This is a genomic window from Veillonella sp. CHU740, from assembly GCF_003992055.1.
In the GTDB taxonomy this organism is placed as follows: domain Bacteria; phylum Bacillota; class Negativicutes; order Veillonellales; family Veillonellaceae; genus F0422.
This window is the reverse complement of record NZ_RQVD01000001.1, coordinates 119,191-141,180: the sequence shown is the minus strand read 5'-3', so window position 1 is coordinate 141,180 and position 21,990 is coordinate 119,191. Positions and strand designations below refer to the sequence as shown.

Genomic DNA, 21,990 nt, shown 5'->3' with positions numbered 1-21,990 from the left:
ATACTAATGAAACTATTACAAATCCTTAAGTATGGAAAAGCCTTTACATCTGACAAATTTTTAGCAACTATAAATCGTATGGGCCGTAATATTATGTTTGCTAGAAAAGCAGTTATGCTGTATTATTGTTTACGTGATGAAGATACACCTAAGTTCGTAAAAGGAGTAATTGCTGGTGCCTTAGGATATTTGGTGCTACCAATCGATTTTATTCCTGATAGTATACCGGGCCTTGGTTGGTTAGATGATGTAGCCGTATTGGCAATCGCTATGAAAGTAGCTAACCGATATATCAAAGCGTCACATAAAGAACAAGCACAAAAATTTGTGCCTATTGGATCAATGGATTAGTAAAAGGGGCTCCTTGGAGCCTCTTCTTGCATAGGAAAGGTAACATACATGATTTCTACATCGTTACGTGTCCGATTTTATGAAACGGATATGATGGAGATTGCTCACCACACGAATCATTTACGATGGTTTGAGATGGGGCGAATTGAATATTTTCGCCGCTGTGGTATTAGTTTGTGGGATATGATGCAAGAAGGTATTGTATTTCCCATCACAAAAGTGAGCTGTGAATATAAAGAAGTAGCTCGTTTTGATGATGTATTACGTGTGGAATTACAAGTGGCATCTTTGTCTCGCGCACAATGTACATTTACGTATCGAATCATACGAGAGTCAGATGAGGCTCTTATTTGCACAGGGGAAACACAGAATGTGTTTACTTCTAAAGAAACCGGAAAAATTGTACGGTTGCCAGATGTATTTTTCAAACCTATGAAAGCCGTAGCAGAGGAGGAATAGGGAATGACGCCCATACAGAAAGACTTACCAATCGGAGTGTTTGACTCTGGTATTGGTGGATTATCTGTATTATCGGTGCTAAGAGAGGAATTTCCAGAAGAAGACTTTGTCTACGTTGGAGATAGTGCTAACAATCCTGTTGGCAATAGACCGATAGAAGAAATTAAAACCATTGCTACTAAGATTGCACAGTTTTTAGTAGCGCAGCCGGTCAAACTCATCGTAATTGCCTGTAATACCTTTTCCGTAGTAGCGTTAGATACATTGGCGCACCATGTTTCAGTACCGATTGTAGGAATGGCACAAGGGATTCATGATGCGTTGCGGGTCAAGATGAAAGGTAAGTTAAAAGGTCCATTGGGGATTATGGCGACAGTAGCTACGATTGGAAGCCATAAACATCTTGATGCGATTCACAGTTTGAAACCACATGCGAAAGTTGTGGAGCAAGGTTGTGAACACTTAGCGGCTTGTATCGAAGAAGGTCATTTAAACGATGATGAATTGCGCTCTTGTGCAGAGGCCTATGTAAAACCATTGTTAGAAGCTCGGGTGGAGGTCGCGATTTTAGGTTGCACCCATTATCCTTTGGTGGAACCTGTACTCCGGGAGTTAACGAATCATCAAATTCGATTTGTAGACCCTGCATGGGAAACATCAGATGCAGTAGGGGCTATTTTATATGGAGAAGACTTGGAACGAGAGTCGGGTCGAATTGGTTCTATGAAGATTTATGTAACAAGTCATGCAGAGAGAGTCACACCGATTGTACAAGAAATTTTCTGTGACACTACATTGCGGGCTGAGCTAGTTACATTATAGGAGGGACTATGTATATTTACACACTATTAGATACCCTTGTGTGGATTGCTTGTATCATTGCGATTATCTATATTGCATATCGCGTGTTTGCATGGCGCCAAGGAAATGAAGGAATTACGATTTTAGTGAAGCGTCGTACTCCATTTGTAGTAGAAGATATTAGCTTTGATCAAGTTGTATTAACAACAGATATTCCCTTTGTGAATAAAGGCAAACAATATGGAACGATTATGGATATGTTTCCTCGCCATTTATTACCACAAGAGCAGTTTGACAATGTGCAAATTCATTCTTGGCTGACAGATGCGAATAAAGAACGCCATGATGGATATTGGGAAGCCTTAGTGTATAAACAACGAAAAGGGGGAACCATTCGCTTACGTGTTATTTTGACAGGTAAAAATGGCAATATTCGTAAAGATGTAGTGGGCTTCCCAAATATGCCTATCGACATTTATCATCAAGTAGTAGGCCGTGAGGAATACCGTATTTCAAAAACTAGAATTACTCTAACTGCAGAAGAGTTAGAAGTAGCTATGCGTAAATAGGAGGTGGCACTATGGCAGAATTAGAACTTTTACCAATACCTACGCGCATTTTAACTGAAAAAGATGATATCGTAGAAGCCATCGTAGAGTTTGCAGGCCCGTATGTGGGACCTGAAGATATTGTGTGTGTCGCAGAATCCGTAGTGGCTATTACGCAACGAGAGTTTACTCGACCAGAAGAGTTACGTCTATCTTGGCAAGCAAAATTTTTAAATCGATTCATTCATCCTGATGGTTCGATGGCTTCTGTATATGGTATGCAGGCAGCTATGGACAAAGAAGGGGAATGGAAAATGATGTTCGCCTTTGTGTGTGGGGCTGTGGCAAAGCTATTTAAAAAGTCTGGTGTGTTTTATCAAATGGCACGTACTGCGTCTTTAACTGATGACGTGACAGGTACTATGCCACCATTTGATAAATGCATTGTGTATGGGCCGAAGCAACCACATGCAGTAGCAGATGCTATTATGAAAGCTACGGGAGCCTATGGAGCTTGTGTAGCGGATGTGAATGACTTGAAACGAGCTGCGATTTTAGGTCATAGTCGTGGGCTAAAACCACAACAAATTGCGCAGATTTTGATTGATAATCCATTTGGTAATGACAGTCAAATGACGCCGATCGTAGTGATTAAAAACTATGCCTCTGTATCTGCTCGCAGAGGATAATGCGAGAGTACATACTCTAATAGGCAGAAAGATTGATACACATACTTGCAAAATATGTCGTATCAGCGTATACTGAAAGTGAACTTTGGGGAGCCTTGTGGCTGAGAGTAAACGATAGTTTTGACCCATAACCTGATTTGGATAATGCCAACGTAGGATAAGTTTGATTCGTCATACCGAGGACATCCAACAGGATGTCCTTTTTTTGTATCTTTCACAGGATGGTTATTACAGATAGGTACAGAATGAAGGTACATCTAAGTGGATGTACAAGAGGAACAGAATAGTGAGACGATAGAGTGCTACAGCATGAAGGGGCATACCACCGCGGGTATGGTTTTTCGTGCTGTTTTTTGTATTAAGATGTGATAGTGTGTTGAATGCAGTATCAGTGTGGTGGATAGCAGCGTATATCTGCACATAATAAGGAGGACATGATGAAAGTAAATGGAAACAATTATGAATATACGGGTCAAACTGTACAAGAGGTATTGGAAGCATTGCAATTCCGCCTCGATCGTATTGTTGTGGAATATAATGGTAAGATTCTTTCGAAATCGGATTGGACATCTACACGTGTAAGTGCCGCAGATACGATGGAAGTAGTTACATTCGTAGGAGGTGGCTAAATGCAAGCATTAGGGGATAAAAAAGTACTTCTCATTGGTGTTGGTGGCGTAGGCTCTCATGTAGCTGCGGCTTTATGTCGTGCTGGAATTGGACAATTGGAAATCGTGGACTTTGATGTAGTAGATGAAAGCAATCTAGGTCGCCAATATTACGATGTGAATGATGTAGGGGTTGTGAAAGTAGAGGCTATGAAAGCCCATCTCAATCGAATGAATCCAAACTGTACAGTCATCGCTCATGATGAACGATTAACACCGGAGCGATTGGCAGAGTTAGTAGAAGGCCATGACATGATTGTGGAGGCCGTAGACCAAGCTGTGACAAAAGCGTGGATGACAGAGGTCATTTTAACGCATCCTACAGAGCCACTACTAGTAGGCTGCTCTGGCATGGCCGGTTGGGGTGATAGTAATGGTATCCGTCGCGAGCGCAGACACCATCGTTGGTACCTTTGTGGAGATGGCGTAAGCGATATCGATTCTATTGGAAAAATTACAGCAGCTCGTGTGATGGTGTGCGCAGGGCACATGGCAAATGCAGTGATTCAATTATTACATGGAGAAGATATTGATTAAGGAGGCTCTGGATATGTCACAATCTGTAGCAACAATGCAAGCACAAGATACATGGACCTTAGGTGGTCATACATTTCAATCCCGATTTATTTTGGGGTCTGGTAAATTTTCTATTGATTTAATTGAAGCTGTCTTAGAAGAGGCAGGAGCAGAGATGATTACTCTTGCCTTGCGCCGTGCGGTGGGTGGAGATGTAGAAAATATATTAGATGCTATCCCGAAAGATACTATATTAATCCCTAATACAAGTGGTGCTAGAGATGCAGAGGAAGCAGTACGCATTGCTAGACTTTCACGGGCCACAGGTTGCGGAGATTTTGTGAAAATAGAAATTATGAAAGATTCTAAATACCTCCTTCCACATAATGGAGAAACTATTAAGGCTACAGAAATATTGGCCAAGGAAGGGTTTATCGTTATGCCTTACATGTACCCAGATTTAGAAGTGGCTCGTGATTTAGTGAATGCAGGAGCAGCGGCAGTGATGCCATTGGCAGCACCAATTGGATCTAATCGAGGTTTACAAACGAAGGAATTTATCAAAATATTGGTGAATGAAATTGATTTGCCTATTATTGTAGATGCAGGCATCGGGGCTCCATCCCAGGCTGCAGAAGCTATGGAAATGGGCGTCACAGCGATTATGGCCAATACAGCAGTCGCTTCCGCAGGTCATATTCGGGGCATGGCAAAAGCATTTGGCTTAGCCATCCAAGCAGGTCGATTGGCATATTTGTCAAAACTAGGGCCAACCCTTGAAGTAGGGGGAAGTGCATCTTCACCTTTGACTGGATTTTTACGGTAATGGAACGCTTATAGAAAGGAAATGTCATGTCTACTACAACAAGACCTCATATAGAGGATCCATGTTGGACCTATCGCCCCCATATGGACCAAATTGAAAGCCCTATTTTAGACACTGTATTACGAGAACGGGAACACTATACGTATGACCACTATACGGCTGATGATGTGCGCCGTGTTCTCAAAGAAGATACCATTGATGTAGAGGGATTAAAAGTCTTGCTCTCTCCCGCGGCAGAATCTTTTTTAGAGGACTTGGCAGAGAAAGCAAAAGCAGTGCGTACACGATACTTTGGAAACTCTGTCTATTTGTTTACCCCCTTATATATTTCGAATTATTGCGATAATCTGTGTGTGTACTGTGGATTTAACTGTAAAAATCAAATTCATCGAGCTAAATTAGATGAAGCAGGCATTGAAGAAGAACTAAAGAATATTGCAAAAACAGGATTGCAAGATATTTTAATTCTTACTGGTGAAAGCGAGCGTCATAGTCCCATCTCGTACATTGGTCGTGCCTGTGAATTGGCAAAAAAATATTTTAAAGTAGTAGGTGTTGAAATATATCCTGCTAATGTGGCAGATTATGAATACTTGCGAGCATGTGGCTGTGATTATGTGACTGTTTTTCAGGAAACCTATGACTGGGAAAAGTATAAAACATTGCATCTATTGGGCAATAAAAGTGTATTTCCGTACCGACTAGAAACGCAGGAGCGTGCCTTACGAGGCGGCATGCGTGGTGTGGGGCTAGCGGCTTTGTTGGGATTGGACAATTTTAGAAAAGATGCCTTTGCCACAGCCTTGCATGCACATCTATTGCAGCGCGCGTATCCCCATGGAGAAATTAGTATCTCATGTCCTCGACTTCGCCCGATCGTCAATGATGATACTATTAACCCCGGTGATGTAGGGGAAGCTCAATTATTGCAAGTGATTCTGGCTTATCGGTTGTTCTTGCCTTATGCCAATATTACAATCTCAACTCGTGAGACTGCTCGATTCAGAAATGGCGTATTGCCATTGGCAGCGACAAAACTTTCAGCTGGCGTGAGCACAGGTATTGGAGAACATTCTTCAGAAGAGAAGAAACAAGAAGAAGGGGATGCTCAATTTGAAATCGCTGATAGTAGAACTGTAGCGGAAGCAATGGAAGATGTGAAAGCCCTAGGTATGCAAGTGGTGATGAGTGATTATGTGGATGTACTCTATGAAGAGCGATAATCCAACCATAGATACCTTAGTGGTCATTACGAATCGACAACTACTGAAAGGTGATATGAGCCTAGCAACATATGGTGTAGCACTGTCTAGAGCAGTAGAAATAATGCAAAAGTATGGTAAACATTGTATTAATACTATAGAAAAAAGCAGTTTACCATGTAATATACATAGCTCATATACATCTACAGTAAGCGGGAATCTTGATAGCAATAGATTGCATAAGGAGAGGTCAGATAGTGTTAAAGCAGATAGTTGGATGAGAAATCACAGTAGTCTGTACACCCTGTGTCGTGACACGGACCTACCCTTTCATGAGTATCTTCAGTTATGTGATGCTATAGGGGATGCCGTAGTATACCATGGTAAAGTCATTACCAATCGTGAGGAATTAGCGATCGTTTTGGAACGTGCCAAGCGGATTCATATACCAAGTAACCTCATATGCTATTGGCAATTGGAAAAGCAAGAACTGTGGAATGCACTGCAACAACAGTGGAATGCCGTAACACTATGGAGTACAGTGCATGATGAAGAGGATATCCGATTGTTAGCATCGTCAGGCATCCCTAATTTGGAGTGTGTCTTGATTAGTCCTATCTTTCCTACACTATGTAAAGAAGGACATCCTGGTATTGGTGTTAGTAGAGGGGAAACATTACTACAACAAATGAAGAATCATTACCCATATGTCAAAGGAGTTGCATTAGGTGGTATACATAAGAATAATTATATTGAATGCTTAAATCATACATTCAATGGCGTAGCTATTATGTCTGATTTCATGAAGCAAGTGCATTGCAATATATAGATAGAAGAACGCCATACACTTCGGAGCAAATCGCAGTGGAACGTAAATTTGTGGAGAAGTGTATGGCGTTCGCTCCCTACGTTCTAGGTGCAAAAGCGGGGAAAGAACGCCATATACAGCGGAGCACTCTCAGTGGAACGTAAATTTGTGGAGAAGTGTATGGCGTTCGCCCTTTACGTTCTAGGTGCAAAAGCGGAGAAAGAACGCCATATATAGCGTAGTTTGCAAAAGATGGCTCAATCCTGTAAAATAGATAGGTAAAGAAGTAAAAGGAGGATCTATGTTACTATCCATTGTTGTGCCTGTATATAACGAAGAAGATAACATTCGAAAATTTTATACGACAGTAAAAGAAGTATTGCAAACTCTTGACTATGACCATGAAATTATTTTCGTTGATGATGGGTCGAGTGATGATAGTGCAGCTATGTTGCGCTATATTGGTAAAGAAGATCCGAAGGTAAAAGTATTGCTCTTAGCGCGTAACTTTGGGCATCAATTGGCGTTGACTTGTGGGCTTGATTATGCCAAAGGTGATGCGGTGATTACTATGGATGGAGATATGCAACATCCACCAGAGTTGATTCCTGAGTTAGTTAAGCATTGGGAGGAAGGAGCCGACGTGGTTCGTACCATTCGTGACTCCACAGAAGATGCAAGCTGGGCCAAATCCTTTACGTCTAAATACTACTATAAGATATTAAATAAATTAGCCAATGTACCTATCGTTGAAGGTGGATCCGATTTCCGTTTGATGAATCGCAAATCTTTAGAAGTCTTGAAAACATTTCGAGAACACGGCAGATTCTTGCGTGGCATCGTAGGTGACTTAGGGTTTGTACAGCATGAATTCCATTTTGTGGCCCCTCCACGATTTGCAGGGACTTCAAAATTTAGCGTTAAGAAAATGATGCGCTTTGCCTTAGATGGAATTACGGCATTTTCACGAGTGCCTTTGCGTTTGGCGCTGTACATTGGACTATTATGTGGACTATTGAGCCTCATTATGATTGGACATATTCTATTCGTTCATTTCTTCTCCGATAATGTTATCAGCGGTTGGGCTACACTTGGTGTGGCAATCTTCTTCTTAGGAGGCATACAACTAGTGGGTATTGGTATTATCGGTGAATATGTAGGACGAATTTTTGAAGAAGTGAAACAACGACCATTATATTGGGTGAAAGATGCCATAAACTGCGACTTAGAACGTAAGTAAGCAGATACACTACGAGAGGAGTCTCTATGACAGGGTATACAAAGAAATGCCTAATACTTGCTGCATTTGTAGGTATATTAGGTGCCTCTGTACAAGGGGCGTATCAATATGGTGATACGGGAAGTGAGATTGTAGCCATTCAAAAGAAGCTGATTGCGGCTGGCTACAAAGCACGAGAAACAGGCGAATATGATGCCAATACAAAGTGGGCCGTACGATTGTATCAAAAAGATCAGGGCTTGCCAGTAGATGGTATCTTAGGTGACGCGACCTATAAAAAACTGATGGGTAAACCGATGCCTAGCGCCACCAAAACAGTGTCGAAGGTGAAAGAAATTTCAAAAAAAGATGCAGAGTTGATGGCGAAAATCCAAGCGAAAAAGGAAGGCAATTCAAAAGCTATTACGACATCTGTGAAGCAACAAAAGAAACCGACTACACAAGGCAAACCTGCAACGGTTCAAGTGAAACATAAGGTGACGAATCATACAGCGAAACCATTGCGAACTGTACCAGTTTCAGGAAACGTAAAGGAAATATTGACCTATGCAAATACCTTTACAGGAGTACCATATAAATTTGGTGGTACTACCCCAGCAGGTTTCGATTGCTCTGGATACATTCGTCATGTCTTTCAGAAAGTGGGCGTTCAATTGCCGCGCCAAGCGGATGAACAATACACGGTGGGAAAAAAAGTAGAGAAACAAAATTTGCAACCCGGCGATCTAGTGTTTTTTGAAACCTATGAACCAGGGGTTTCCCATTCGGGTATTTATATTGGAGATGGACAGTTTATCAGTGCCACATCCAGTAGCGGTGTTGCCGTAGCAGATATTGATGATAGCTATTGGGGACCACGCTATGTAGGCGCTAAACGCGTACTATAATACACAAGCTGTAATGATACTGTCATTACAGCTTTTGCCATATATGCGGTTGCAACATAAAGGAGTTAACTATGACACACGCAGGTATTCATATACAAGATGTGCAATTTTCTTATGGAACACAGCCAGTCATTCACAATATGACCATTACGATTCCTAAAGGTGAATTTTTGCTCGTAGTGGGACCCAATGGTTCTGGTAAAACTACGTGGCTTCGCATGGTAGCAGGCTTATTAGAACCTACGGCAGGACACCTTTGTTTAGATGGAATTAGTCCTAAAGAAGCACAAATGAAAGGGCTCATTCACTTAGTGCCGCAAATTTACAATAAAAATGCAGCCCAATTTCCAGCCACCGTAGAAGAAGTGGTAGGACTGGCTTTGTTTCATGTGCCGAAGAAAGATAAAAAAGGGCGCATACTGGATGCGTTGAAATTGGTAGGTATGCAAGAGTTTCTAACTCGTCGCATTGGTGAGCTCAGCGGTGGCCAACAACAACGTGTGATGTTAGCCCAAGCGTTAGCTCGTAAACCGAACTATATCTTACTAGATGAACCAACCAGTGGTATCGATTACGAAACAAGTAAGAAAATTTATGAAGTGTTGCGCTCCTTAAAAAATGAAAATATTACCGTTATTATGGTTACCCATGATGTAACGGAAGCAATGGAAGTGGCGGATACGATTTTATGTGTGGATGGACATGCATGTTACTATGGACCTTGCGAAGGCTTTATGGACAGTCATCAAGGATCTCGTTTGGCATGGCATGTAGGAGGCTAATATGGACATTTTATCCTATACATTTATGCAACGTGCATTCTTAGCAGGGTTGATAGTAGCCCTTATGTGCCCATTGATCGGCATGTTCATCGTCATTAAACGACAATCCATGCTCGGAGATGGATTAGGGCATATTGCATTTGCTGGTGTAACAGGGGCATCCTTGTTGAAAGTATATCCACCGCTAGGAGCCATCGTATTGACAGTGACCTCTGCGTTGGGGATAGAATTAGTACGCCGTTACCAAAAACAATATGCAGATATGATTATGGCCTTATTCTTTTATGGTGGTTTATCCTTAGCCATCGTATTTTCTACGATGGTAAAGATGCCTAGTACAGGATTATTGAATTTCTTGTTTGGTAGTATCTTGACGGTGACCATGACAGATATTTATAGTATCGGCGCCGTGGCTATCTTGGTGGGGATTATTATGAAATTTGTCTATCATTCTTTAATGCTCACCTCTTTTGATGAAGAAATTGCTCGTACCGTAGGTATCAATGTAAATCGTGTCAATATGATTTTTGCTGTATTAACTGCTTTAGTCGTTGTGATGGGGATGACCGTAGTAGGGATTCTGTTGATCAGTGCCCTTATGATTGTGCCCGTTGCCTCCGCACACTTATGGAAACGAGGATTTAAAGCGACATGGGGCATTGCCACCGTATACTCTGTACTATCTGTCATTGGTGGACTATGCAGCGCCTTTTGGCTTGACTTTGCACCTGGGGGGACCATTGTGCTCACAGCTATTGGACTCTATGTCATTACATTTTTTGTGACCATGGTACAAGGAAAGTAGATACTTTCAGCGCCGTATATGATATAATAAAAGCAATAGACAATTTTAGGAGGGAAACCATGACAGGAAATGAATTACGCCAAGCGTATTTGAATTTTTTTGAAAGTAAAGGACATTTAAAGCAAGAAAGTTATTCTCTTGTTCCAGATAACGACCCATCTTTGTTATTAATCGGTGCAGGTATGGCGCCATTGAAACCGTTTTTCACAGGTAAATTAGTGCCACCTTGTGCACGAATTACGACAAGCCAAAAGTCAATTCGCACAGGTGATATTGAAAACGTAGGACGTACAGCACGTCACCATACATTCTTTGAAATGTTGGGTAACTTCTCTTTTGGCGATTATTTCAAAAAAGAAGCCATCCATTGGGCATGGGAATTCTTAACAGAAGTCATCAAATTGGACAAAGAAAAATTATATGTCACTGTATATCCAGATGACCAAGAAGCGTATGACACTTGGCATAATGAAATCGGGTTACCAGAAAATCACATTAGTCGCTTAGAAGATAACTTCTGGGAAATCGGAGAAGGCCCATGCGGTCCAGATAGTGAAATTTTCTACGACTTAGGACCGGAACGTGGTTGTGATGATCCAAACTGTGCACCAGGTTGTGACTGTGATCGATTCCTTGAAATTTGGAACCTTGTGTTCACGCAATTCAACCGTACTGCAGAAGGTACGTATGAACCATTGGCTAAGAAAAATATTGATACTGGCGCTGGTTTAGAACGTTTGGCATCTGTATTGCAAGGAAAAGAAAGCAACTTTGAAACAGATTTGATTTTCCCAATTATCGAAGCTACAGCAAAAAAAGCTGGTGTTACATATCATACTGATGCGAGCACAGACATTTCTTTAAAAGTTATTGCTGACCATATTCGTGCTATCGTAGCATTGATTGCTGATGGTGTATTGCCATCCAATGAAGGCCGTGGATATGTACTTCGCCGTATTTTGCGCCGTGCTGTTCGCCATGGTCGCCTATTAGGCATTCAAGGACCATTCTTGGTACCATTAGTAGATATCGTAGTAGATATCTTAGGTGGAGCTATTACGAACATCGTGGAAAAACAAGATTTTGTCAAACGAGTGGTGGCAAATGAAGAAGAACGATTCAACCAAACATTGGCATCTGGCCTTGATATGTTAAGCCAATTGTTGGATACATTGAAGGCTGATGGTACGACTACTGTACCAGGTCAAGATGTGTTCAAGTTATATGACACTTACGGATTCCCTTGGGAATTGACAGAAGAAATCGCTCACGAAGCTGGTTTCACTATCGACCAAGCTGGTTTTGAAAGCGCTATGAACGAACAACGTACACGTGCTCGTGAGGCTCGTGAAGATGTAGATGCAAAAGTGGCCACTCCAGATATTACACATTTATCCAATGAACATATTTCTGACGATGAAAGCGCTACAGCATCCACAGTACTTCTTATCGGTGAAGGGGCGAAAGCTATCGACCGTGCGGAAGATGGTCAAGATGTGACGATCATCGTAAAAACGACTCCATTCCATGCAGAAGGAGGCGGACAATTAGGTGATACTGGTTTCATCGTTGGTCCATTGGGTAAAGTAGAAGTGCATACAGCGAAAAAATTACCAGAAGGCACTACGTACCATGTAGGTACTGTAGTAGAAGGTAGTATTTCTGTGAACGATGAAGTAACGTTTGAAGTAGATGTAGAACGTCGTCAACATATGGCTCGTAACCATACAGCCACCCACTTGTTGCATGCTGCTTTGCGTTCCGTATTGGGTACACATGTCAACCAAGCAGGTTCTTTGGTAACGCCAGACTATTTGCGTTTTGACTTTACACACTTCTCCCCTGTGACAGCAGAAGAATTGCAAACTATCACAAATATGGTAAATGAACAAATTCTTCGTGCTTCCACATTGGAAGTAGAAACGATGTCTATTGATGCGGCGAAAGCAAAAGGCGCTATGGCATTGTTCGGTGAAAAATACGGTTCCGAAGTACGTGTCGTATCTGTGCCAGAATTCTCCATCGAATTGTGTGGTGGTTCTCACGTAGAAAATACAGGCTTTATCGGTCAATTCCGTATCACATCTGAAGGTGGTATTGGCTCTGGCGTACGCCGTATCGAAGCGGTAACAGGTAAAGCAGCACTTGCCTTAGCACAACAAGAAGAGCAAACAGTAAAATCTATTGCCTCTCTTGTGAAAGCTAAACCACAAGAAATAGTAGGTAAAGTGCAACAAGTGCTTGATCATGCGAAAGCCGTAGAGCGTGAGCTAGATCAAGTGAAAAAAGAATTGAACAGCGGCAACCTTGATAGTGTCTTAGCAGGTCAATTCACAGTAGGCGATGTGACAGCTGTAGTAGCGTCTGTACCAGTATCTGATATGGGCGAATTGCGTGACATGGCTGACATGGTTCGCGATAAAATCGGTTCTGGCGTAGTATTATTAGGTGCAGCTAGTGACGATAAAGTAAACTTCGTTTGCATGGCTACGAAAGACGTAGTGGGCAAAGGCATCCATTGTGGTAACATCGTAAAAGCAGCAGCACAAGCGGCTGGCGGCAATGGCGGTGGCCGTCCAGATATGGCACAAGCTGGTGGTAAAGATCCAGCGGCGATGGACCAAGCCTTAGTAGCAGGTAAAGAAGCAATCCAGTCCATGGTTGGATAATCGCATTCATAGATGCGACTTTCAGTAGAACACTTAGGATAAGGAGGGATTATATGAATCTTTCAGATAAAACAATGGTGATTAAACCGGTACAAACAACACCGTTAACACCAGAACAAGTATTTCAACATGTGTTCCAAGCGTTGGCAGAAAAGGGATATAATCCGATTAGCCAAATTACAGGATATCTAATTTCTGGAGACCCAACGTATATTACAAGTTACAACAATGCACGTAAAGATATTCGTAGTATCGAACGTGATGAACTCATTGAAGAACTTGTTAAAGAGTATGTGAAAGCGAAACAATTATAATGCGTATTATGGCACTTGATGTGGGAAGTCGGACCATAGGTGTAGCATGCAGTGATGCGCTGTATATTACAGCGCAAGGTATCGAAACCATTCGCCGCACATCCCACGAAAAAGACTTTCAGCGTATAGCGGAATTAATCCATGAATATGAGGTAGACACCATTGTGGTGGGTATGCCGAAAAATATGAATGGTACAAAAGGGGAACGGGCGGAAAAAACGGAAGCTTTTGTGGAGAAGATGAAAGAAGTCATCTCCACCCCGGTTGTATTTTGGGATGAACGTTTATCCACAGTGATGGCAGAAAAATCCCTTATCGCCGCTGATGTAAGTCGTAAAAAACGCAAAGAAGTCATTGATAAGATGGCAGCAGTTGTCATTTTACAAGGCTATTTAGATAGTCGTTCATAAGGAGGTTACTATGATCGAGCAAGGGTATGAAGGTGAAGTTTCTGTTATCGTAATTGAAGACGAAAATGGAGAAGAAAGATATTATGAAGAAGAAATGTTGATTCAACATGATGGAAAAGCATTTGCCATTTTAGTATCTCTTCCACCAGAAGAAGAAACAGAACATGATGAGCCAGAAGTAATTATCGCACGCATTGATGACGAAGAAGGAGAACAAGTTTACGTTGCTCCAACTGATGAAGAATTCGATGCAGTGATCAAATTGTACGAAGAAATGGACTAATCAGTCAGGAGGGCTGTAACAGATTGTCGAAGGACAGTTAGTTACAGCCTTTTTCGTATGCTATGTATGAGTGGAGAATTAAGAGATATGGCAACAGAAGAAAAGAACAAACAAATTCAGTATGAACTATATATTCCCGCCCAATTTAACGAGGTAATGCGAGAGTCATTAGAAACGTTGATGGAGGATATGTTAGAAGATATAGGGACTGTGCATAAAGGGGAATCGGTGTATAAAGAAAATGGTGTCATTGACCATTGCGTACTTCGCTTTTCCATGGATGAAGGAGATGAATTCGTAGAGGAAATACTCCTCTGTTTGAGAGAAGCGGGTATACCTTATGGTGCTAAGTTATATCAAAATGGAAATGTTATTGCAGAATTAGGCAATTTACATCATATCTATGTTGTGTTGGATGCGTCATTAGGAGATGCGAAACAGTTCAAACGATTGGATACAAAAATTTCTAGGGCCTTGAAAGAAAATAACGTTGTCAGTGATCCCACACTACGTATTCCAGAGGGAGTGGCTATCTTTGCGTATTATGTAGCCGATAAGGACCTTGCAGTGAGCACCATTGAGAAATATCTTCATAGAAGTACGCTAGGAAAAGGAGCTACTATCGATGTGGTAGACTCGGGGCTTACGATTCATGAACGGTTTATGACAGATATATATAGCATCTATCGTGGGGTAGTGCCTGATTTGTGGTCTGCGATTAAAAATGAGTGGAAAGGCATCTCTTCCCGAGAGTGGATACAATTGTTGCGCCGCTATCCAGATACGCCGGAAGGGCTTAGTTTCTTGCTTAATATTGTGAATGGTACGTACCAACAGAAATATACCTCTATGAAGGTCACATTCCCAATGTTCCTCTATGAAGGCAAACGATTCTACTTGCTATCAGCACGTCAAATGTTAGAATTTGATCTTCATGGGCGAGATGTGATGAACATGGATATACTGGGACCTGATGTAAAACCGTCACAAGTACGAGCGCCTTCTAAACAGAGAAATTTGTGCCTGTTTGCAACTACTGGGGAAGGGGAAGAGGCATCGCGACTTTACATTGACTATAACCCGACAAAATCTGGTCATGTAGGACAAGTGCTCTATTACGATGGGGACACGCATATGCTAGAGGTGTTGGGGCCGTCTTTTAGTCATGCCTTGTTAGAGATTATGGATGAAATGTCTGATAATTTAGCGGATTCCATTCTAGAAAGCGTTATGGAACACATCATGAATTTGAATGTAGAAGTATTGGACCTTGACAGCGATGATAATCAGCTCCTGATGAGTACTATGGTTATGCTAGCTGAAAGTACCATAGGAGATGACATTGGCTCTATCTTGGAACATGGTATGGGCCCCGTGATTGGCAGACGTGGATGTATGGGCATGGTATTGTTAGAAAATGCTACCTTTGATGTGGAGCAATTTAAAAAGGATTTGCTCGCTCAATGGGATATTATTTCCGTAACGGGTCCAGAGGGGATGAAAGTCCGTGCAGCCGTTACCACAAAAGATGTGGATACCGTCGAAGAAGAGGAGATGGAGGAGGCATACTTCCTAGTCATTGATGACTATAAAGTAATGGTAGCACCATTTTCCTATGCCATGCCGATAGAAATTGTTATGCAAGGGGCTACTCGTAATTATCTTTGGGACGATGCATTGGATGCTGTAATCCAACACACAAGCCATGTGGCGATTAGTATTGTAGAAGGACCTGGCAAACCATTAGAAGAAGGAATCTTATTAGCGAAATTACTTTCAGTAGCCACAGAGCAAACTGGAGCTACAGCTATCTATACAAATGACGTTCTCTATGAAGCAGACATGTACTACAAAGAAACAGAGAATCTACGAGATGATGTGTTGCCTATGGTGAACCTAGTGTGGGTTGATATCGATTTTGAAGAAGATGGAACCATATCTTTGTATACTAGTGGTATGGAAGAGTTCGACCAACTCAATGTGGAATTCTTGCATTGTCCATGGGATCCAGAGCGTGCCTGTAATTATATCCTTAGCGTGGCGAATTATATACTGGTATCTGGCAAAGAGTTAACAGACGGTGATTCTGTGGGTAGAACAGAGGAAGAACAACTGATAGTTCATATCGATGAACCAGTCCATGCAGATGGATTGCAAAGTATACAAATTTTCTTTGATACAAGTGAAGAAGAATAAATAATGAAAGGGGTTGTAGAATAGTAACAGCCCCTTTTGTTGTACAAACAGATATATATAGAAAAATTGCTATATATACTCCTAAAATGGTATAATATAGTATTCATTGAAAAGGAGATTGCTGTGAAACGATATATAAAATACACATGGATAAGTCTTAGTATCATTTTAGTGGTGGTACTGAGTGCACTAGCAGGCCTATATTATATTCCTTGGACGGGAGGTTCTAAGGATGATGTGGAAACCATCGTCATTAGTGAAAACCAAACAGGGGCGGAAATAGGCGAGGCATTATATGAAAAAGGATTGATAGTATCCCCAACAGTATTCCGGGCAGCACTGCGATTGACAGGTGCTATGGATACGTTGCAACATGGACCGTATCAAATTCCGCATCATTCTAGTTTGAAAGAAATTATTGACCGATTGCAAAAAGGCAAGATTCAAAGTATTACCTTAACCATTCCAGAAGGCTTTACGATTGGTGAAATTGGAAAGCGCATTGAAGAACAAGGCATCGATACGCAGGCTGCGTTCATGGAGCAAGGAAAACTATACTCTCCGTATTTATACATGTACGGACCAAAGCCAGTAACTTATCGTGTAGAGGGCTTCTTATTTCCTAGCACCTATGAAGTGCCTGTAGGTAGTACTGCGGCAGATGTGATGAAGATGATGGCCGATGAAATGAATCGTCAATTAACGCCTAAAATGCGTCAAGATATTGAAGCTCAAGGCATGACAATTTTTGAGTTTATCACCTTGGCATCATTGGTAGAAAAAGAGGCAAAATTTGATGAAGATCGTCCTATTATCGCAGCTGTATTCCGCCAACGTTTGAAAGAGGGTATGCCACTCGAATCGTGTGCTAGTATTCAATATATTCTAGGCTATCCAAAACCGTTGATTACCATTGAAGATACAAAATTAGAGAGCCCTTATAATACATACTTGCACAAAGGGTTGCCTCCAGGACCGATTGCAAATCCTGGATTGAAATCGATGGAAGCAGTATTGTATGCACCAACTACAGACTATTTATTCTTTGTAGCAGACAAAGAGGGGCATCATCATTTTAGTAAAACCTATGAAGAACATTTAAAAATAGTGGATCAAATTTATGAAAATTAAAGATATTTTAAATGAACAACGAATCTATGCATTGTTGCATGATGTACCTATTTTACGAGAATCGGAAGTAGAACTGTTTGAAGATTTAATCGGTCTGTACAAGCCAAAACGAGTATTAGAAGTAGGGACAGCCATAGGCTATTCTTCATTGCTATTGGCAAAACATATGGATAAAGAAGGTCAGCTGATTTCTATTGAACTAGATGACATACGTCATGGTATGGCAAAACATTTTATTTCGCAGTCGGACTATGCAGACCGGATGACTTTGCTGCAGGGAGATGCAACAGAACTAGTAGATACTATAGAAGGGCCCTTTGACCTAGTGTTTTTAGATGGCCCTAAAGGTCAATATTTAAAACAATTGGAAATCATAGAACCAAAACTGTCTGATGGGGCTGTAGTACTAGCAGATAATGTACTGTTTCGCGATTATGTACGAGGCGGTAAAGAGCCACCTCGTCGATTTAAGACCATCGTGAAACGATTACAACACTATTTAGAATATGTAGAACAAAAAGATAAATACAACACCACCATCTATCCTATGGGGGATGGAATGAGTGTCAGTGTTTGGAAAGGACATCATCATGAGTAAACGACATATGGAATTGTTAGCACCTGCTGGCAATATGGATAAATTAAAAATGGCCATTCGCTATGGAGCGGATGCAGTATACTGTGCAGGTCGTGCCTTCGGGTTACGTGCGGCTAGTTCAAACTTTGATAATGATCAACTGAAAGAGGCTGTGGAGTTTGTACATAGTCATGGCAAAAAAATCTATGTGACTTGTAACATCATTCCTCATAACGAGGACTTAACAGGCCTAGAAGACTATTTGAAATTCTTGGAAAGCATTAAGGTAGATGCTATCATCGTAGCAGATTTAGGTATTTTCTTATTGGCAAAACGGGTAGCTCCTAGCTTAGAATTGCATGTGAGTACGCAGGCGAATACAACAAACTACTTGACGACGGAATTCTGGAAAGAACAAGGTGCGGCTCGTGTCGTTGTAGCCCGTGAAGTAAGTATTGAAGACATCAAAACAATGCGTGAAAAGGCAGATGTGGAAATCGAAGCCTTCGTACATGGAGCGATGTGTATTTCTTACTCCGGTCGTTGTTTGTTGAGTAATTATATGACAAATCGTGATGCAAACCGTGGTGCTTGTACACAGGCGTGCCGCTGGAAATATAACTTAGTAGAAGAAAATCGGCCAGGTGAATACTATCCAATCGAAGAAGATGAACATGGTACATATATCTTTAACTCTAAAGATTTGTGCTTGTTGAAATACATTCCAGAATTGTATAAAGCGGGTGTAGATAGCTTGAAAATCGAAGGCCGTATGAAGTCTGTTCACTATGCCGCTACAGTCTCCAAAGTGTATCGTGAGGCCATCGATGCATTCCTAGAAGAGGGCGATGACTGGTACGTACGTGACGAATGGTATGCAGAGTTAGAGAAAATTTCCCATCGTCCTTATACAGAAGCTTTTGCTATGGAAAAACCAGGTGAAGAAGCGCAAAACTATGGTAAATCTTCCAATACGCAAACCCATGATTTCATTGGCCTTGTAGAAGGATACAATGCGGAAGAAGGCTATGCCTACATGGAACAACGTAATAACTTTAAAGTAGGGGAAGAGGTAGAATTCTGTCAGCCGCATGGACCATTGGTAAAACATGTCATTAAACGCATGACTGATGAAGATGGCAATGACATCGATGTAGCTAAACATGCACAAATGAAATTGCGCTTGTATATCGACACACCATTGGAAGAATTCTCTATGATGCGCCGTGAAACAAAGAAATAATAGGTTCTAAGGAGGCAGAGTATGCAAACACAAGCAATTGCCTATGATCCGCAGTATGTGTACTTTCAGATTGACCGAAGCCAAACCAATTATGTGAATCGTATTTTGGAAGGCTATGAATATGTAGGAGTTATGACGACGGTGAATACAGAGGGACTTTGTATGATCCGTACCACAGAATCGACGCGAGAACTGGCGAAGGAAATCTTACAATCTTTGCCCGTATCCGTTACTTTGCTAGATACAATAGAATGAGTAAAGGGAGATATACATGGGACGTAAAAATTATGAAAGTATTGGTATAGATTACGATGAGGAGTTGGATACTAGTAGTAAAAAGGGCGATGGCAACGGACAGAGATATCGCTATACCCTACATATTCCAGCTAAATTCGATGATGATTGCCGTAAATCATTAGAAACGTTGATGCGCTATCAATTAGAACATGTAGGGACCGTAGAAGAAGGTGAAAGTGTATATCTAGACAATGGAGAAATCGACTATTGTATTATCCGCTTCTCTATGGATGGTGATCCTACTTTGATACCGGTAGTCGCAGAAGCGTTGGAAGAAATCGCCTTGCCATACGGGTCTAAATTGTATTTCGATGAACATATGATAGCCGAAGTAGGAACATTGCATCACATTCGTGTTAATTTTGATATGGCACAAGAGAAGCCAATATCCAGAAGTGAGTTTACTCGATTGGATAGGAAAATTTCTGATGCATTAGATGGAATTAATGTAGTGAGTTCCACCTATATGAGTGTACCAGATGGTATAGCTTCCTACTTTTATTACGTGGCAGATCTAGATATGGCGATGGAAATAGTTCGTTCCTTCCTAGACCGCAGCCGTTTTGGTCAAACAGCGAACATTGAAGTGGTCGATTCCGGCATGACAGTACAAGAACGATATATGTCTGAAGTATGCCGTGTATACAGATCTATGACTTTAGAATTGTGGAAAGAAATTCAAAAGGAATGGAAAGCCATTACGCCTAATGACTGGATGCAGTTACTGCGCAAGTATCCCCACACACCAGAAGGAGTGACGTATTTTCTAAATATGCTGGACGGAACCTTGGGAAAACAATTTACGTCTTTGCAGGTTCCTTTCCCCATGTATATCCATGAAGGGAGAAAGTTTTACTCTTTATCAGCTAAGGAAATGATGGCTCATAGGGTAGAAGATTTAGACGTATTACAAATGGCGTTGTCTGTAGCTAAACCTAAGCAAGTACGTGCTCGTACTAGTCAGTGGGATGCTTGCTTGTTGGCAGTCACAGGCAAGGGGCCTGAGGCATCTCGGCTGTATATCGACTATCATCCAACGAAGCAAGGTCATGTGGGACAAATACTATTATATGATGGTGAAAGTCAAGCATTAGAAGTAGTAGCCCCATCCTTTAATCGATTCTTGTTACAGTTGTTACAAAATGGTTTAGATGCCTTTGTAGACCATGTAGTGCAAGTGGTGATGGAAAAGTCATTATCCATTGATTTAGATACAATTGATATCAATGATGATGTGAATCGTTTATTGATTAGCGCTATGGCTAGTCTTACAGACAAAGTGTTGGAGCATGTAGAGCCACCAACAATCGGTAAACGAGGCTGTATGGGGATGGTCATGCTAGAGAATGATAGTTTCAACTTCCCGCGGTTTAAAAAAGATTTGCTTACACTGTGGGATATTTCCTCTGTAACAAGCCCAGAAGGCGTACAAGTACGTGCGGCTATGGCTCGAAAAGATATACAGTCTATCACGGAAGATGAATTAGAAGAAGCACACTTCTTACTCATTGATGACTATAAAGTTGTTATCGTGCCTTTTCCATTTCCTATGCCATCCATCATAGCCGAAGGAGCGGCGATGAAAAACTACCTATGGGACGATGCTATGGGCGCTGTCACAGGTCATACAAATCATGTGGCTATCAGTATTGTAGATGGTCCTAGTGATCGTATGGCACAAGAAGCGTTGCTGATGAAGTTACTTTCAGTAGTTAGTCAACAAGGCGACGCAGTAGGTATCTATACAAATGGACTTGTGTATGAGCCTATGGCGTATATTGCAGAAACTGACAAATTGCGCCATGATGAATTGCCTGTGGGAAATATGATTTGGGTGGATTTCGAGTTTGAAGAAGATGGTACTGTATCTGGACATACAACAGGTATGGAATCTTATGGAAAATTCAATATTGAATTGCTGCATTATCCTTGGGAGATTGAAGAGATGTGTGCTTCTGTGCGTGCAATTGCAGCGGTTGTCCTATCTTTGGAATCGGATGTACAAGATGGAGATACATTGACGATTGATGAGGAAACCAAGTATACAGTTCGGATTGCTAAAAGTATACATGCAGAAGATGCACAGACTCTACAAATCTATGTGGGCGATGCTGATGAAATAGATGAATACTAATATTTAAGAAAGAGGACACTGCCATGATCGGTGTCCTTTTTGCTTAGATGCATTGTCGATAGAACAATGATATTGTATAGCGGTTTATTAGAAAAAAATCGGTTAATTGTTCAATTTCATTATACAATTAACCTTAGAAAAAAGTTTAATAAAT

24 protein-coding genes and 1 riboswitch are annotated in these 21,990 nt (G+C 41.3%); all 24 genes read left to right on the top strand.

Features of this window, described 5'->3' with window-relative positions:
• Window positions 1-6: 6 nt before the first annotated feature.
• Window positions 7-351 carry a YkvA family protein gene (locus EO115_RS00640; protein ID WP_126937066.1) on the top strand — a complete coding sequence of 115 codons (345 nt, stop codon included), beginning with the start codon at window positions 7-9 and terminating at the stop codon, window positions 349-351.
• Window positions 352-399: 48 nt separating this feature from the next.
• Window positions 400-810, top strand: coding sequence for a thioesterase family protein (locus EO115_RS00635; protein WP_126937065.1), 411 nt, complete (start codon window positions 400-402; stop codon window positions 808-810).
• A 3-nt stretch (window positions 811-813) separates the two neighbouring features.
• Complete coding sequence (gene murI / locus EO115_RS00630) at window positions 814-1,632, top strand: glutamate racemase (protein ID WP_126937064.1); 819 nt, start codon at window positions 814-816, stop codon at window positions 1,630-1,632.
• 8 nt (window positions 1,633-1,640) lie between these two features.
• Window positions 1,641-2,180 carry a hypothetical protein gene (locus EO115_RS00625; protein ID WP_126937063.1) on the top strand — a complete coding sequence of 180 codons (540 nt, stop codon included), beginning with the start codon at window positions 1,641-1,643 and terminating at the stop codon, window positions 2,178-2,180.
• An 11-nt stretch (window positions 2,181-2,191) separates the two neighbouring features.
• Complete coding sequence (locus EO115_RS00620) at window positions 2,192-2,848, top strand: coenzyme F420-0:L-glutamate ligase (protein ID WP_126937062.1); 657 nt, start codon at window positions 2,192-2,194, stop codon at window positions 2,846-2,848.
• 76 nt (window positions 2,849-2,924) lie between these two features.
• Window positions 2,925-3,024: riboswitch (TPP riboswitch) on the top strand.
• A 258-nt stretch (window positions 3,025-3,282) separates the two neighbouring features.
• The gene (gene thiS / locus EO115_RS00615; protein WP_126937061.1) at window positions 3,283-3,477 is read left to right on the top strand and encodes a sulfur carrier protein ThiS; all 195 of its coding nucleotides are present in this window, start codon (window positions 3,283-3,285) and stop codon (window positions 3,475-3,477) included.
• Window positions 3,478-4,053: a sulfur carrier protein ThiS adenylyltransferase ThiF gene (gene thiF / locus EO115_RS00610; protein ID WP_126937060.1), complete on the top strand. Its 576-nt coding sequence runs from the start codon at window positions 3,478-3,480 to the stop codon at window positions 4,051-4,053. It abuts the gene before it with no gap.
• Window positions 4,054-4,087: 34 nt separating this feature from the next.
• Window positions 4,088-4,858: a thiazole synthase gene (locus EO115_RS00605; protein WP_206168420.1), complete on the top strand. Its 771-nt coding sequence runs from the start codon at window positions 4,088-4,090 to the stop codon at window positions 4,856-4,858.
• Window positions 4,859-4,884: 26 nt separating this feature from the next.
• On the top strand, window positions 4,885-6,081 hold the full coding sequence (gene thiH / locus EO115_RS00600; RefSeq protein ID WP_126937058.1) for a 2-iminoacetate synthase ThiH: 1,197 nt from the start codon (window positions 4,885-4,887) through the stop codon (window positions 6,079-6,081).
• A complete protein-coding gene (locus EO115_RS00595; protein WP_164724011.1) occupies window positions 6,068-6,889 on the top strand; it encodes a thiamine phosphate synthase in 822 nt (273 codons plus the stop codon). The genes thiH and EO115_RS00595 overlap by 14 nt, the downstream gene beginning before the upstream one ends.
• Window positions 6,890-7,169: 280 nt before the next feature.
• The gene (locus EO115_RS00590) at window positions 7,170-8,108 is read left to right on the top strand and encodes a glycosyltransferase family 2 protein (RefSeq protein WP_126937056.1); all 939 of its coding nucleotides are present in this window, start codon (window positions 7,170-7,172) and stop codon (window positions 8,106-8,108) included.
• 26 nt (window positions 8,109-8,134) lie between these two features.
• A complete protein-coding gene (locus EO115_RS00585; RefSeq protein ID WP_126937055.1) occupies window positions 8,135-8,995 on the top strand; it encodes an NlpC/P60 family protein in 861 nt (286 codons plus the stop codon).
• A 71-nt stretch (window positions 8,996-9,066) separates the two neighbouring features.
• Complete coding sequence (locus EO115_RS00580) at window positions 9,067-9,777, top strand: metal ABC transporter ATP-binding protein (RefSeq protein ID WP_126937054.1); 711 nt, start codon at window positions 9,067-9,069, stop codon at window positions 9,775-9,777.
• Window position 9,778: 1 nt separating this feature from the next.
• Window positions 9,779-10,582, top strand: coding sequence for a metal ABC transporter permease (locus EO115_RS00575; RefSeq protein WP_126937053.1), 804 nt, complete (start codon window positions 9,779-9,781; stop codon window positions 10,580-10,582).
• A gap of 59 nt (window positions 10,583-10,641) precedes the next feature.
• On the top strand, window positions 10,642-13,251 hold the full coding sequence (gene alaS / locus EO115_RS00570; RefSeq protein ID WP_126937052.1) for an alanine--tRNA ligase: 2,610 nt from the start codon (window positions 10,642-10,644) through the stop codon (window positions 13,249-13,251).
• 53 nt (window positions 13,252-13,304) lie between these two features.
• Window positions 13,305-13,565 carry an IreB family regulatory phosphoprotein gene (locus EO115_RS00565; RefSeq protein WP_126937051.1) on the top strand — a complete coding sequence of 87 codons (261 nt, stop codon included), beginning with the start codon at window positions 13,305-13,307 and terminating at the stop codon, window positions 13,563-13,565.
• Entirely contained in the window at window positions 13,565-13,975 is a 411-nt protein-coding gene (ruvX, locus tag EO115_RS00560; protein ID WP_126937050.1) for a Holliday junction resolvase RuvX, read from the top strand. The genes EO115_RS00565 and ruvX overlap by 1 nt, the downstream gene beginning before the upstream one ends.
• A 10-nt stretch (window positions 13,976-13,985) precedes the next feature.
• Window positions 13,986-14,258, top strand: a complete 273-nt coding sequence (locus EO115_RS00555) for a DUF1292 domain-containing protein (protein WP_126937049.1) — start codon at window positions 13,986-13,988, stop codon at window positions 14,256-14,258.
• Between the two features lie 66 nt (window positions 14,259-14,324).
• Window positions 14,325-16,454 (top strand): DUF4261 domain-containing protein, encoded by a 2,130-nt coding sequence (locus EO115_RS00550; protein WP_164724010.1) that lies wholly within the window; start codon window positions 14,325-14,327, stop codon window positions 16,452-16,454.
• A gap of 123 nt (window positions 16,455-16,577) precedes the next feature.
• Window positions 16,578-17,585 (top strand): endolytic transglycosylase MltG, encoded by a 1,008-nt coding sequence (mltG, locus tag EO115_RS00545; RefSeq protein WP_126937047.1) that lies wholly within the window; start codon window positions 16,578-16,580, stop codon window positions 17,583-17,585.
• Window positions 17,575-18,183 carry an O-methyltransferase gene (locus EO115_RS00540; protein ID WP_126937046.1) on the top strand — a complete coding sequence of 203 codons (609 nt, stop codon included), beginning with the start codon at window positions 17,575-17,577 and terminating at the stop codon, window positions 18,181-18,183. The genes mltG and EO115_RS00540 overlap by 11 nt, the downstream gene beginning before the upstream one ends.
• Complete coding sequence (locus EO115_RS00535; protein WP_126937045.1) at window positions 18,176-19,405, top strand: U32 family peptidase; 1,230 nt, start codon at window positions 18,176-18,178, stop codon at window positions 19,403-19,405. Before EO115_RS00540 ends, EO115_RS00535 begins: the two co-directional genes overlap by 8 nt.
• A 21-nt stretch (window positions 19,406-19,426) precedes the next feature.
• The gene (locus EO115_RS00530) at window positions 19,427-19,660 is read left to right on the top strand and encodes a DUF4911 domain-containing protein (protein ID WP_126937044.1); all 234 of its coding nucleotides are present in this window, start codon (window positions 19,427-19,429) and stop codon (window positions 19,658-19,660) included.
• A gap of 16 nt (window positions 19,661-19,676) precedes the next feature.
• Window positions 19,677-21,836, top strand: coding sequence for a hypothetical protein (locus EO115_RS00525; RefSeq protein WP_126937043.1), 2,160 nt, complete (start codon window positions 19,677-19,679; stop codon window positions 21,834-21,836).
• Window positions 21,837-21,990 lie beyond the last annotated feature (154 nt).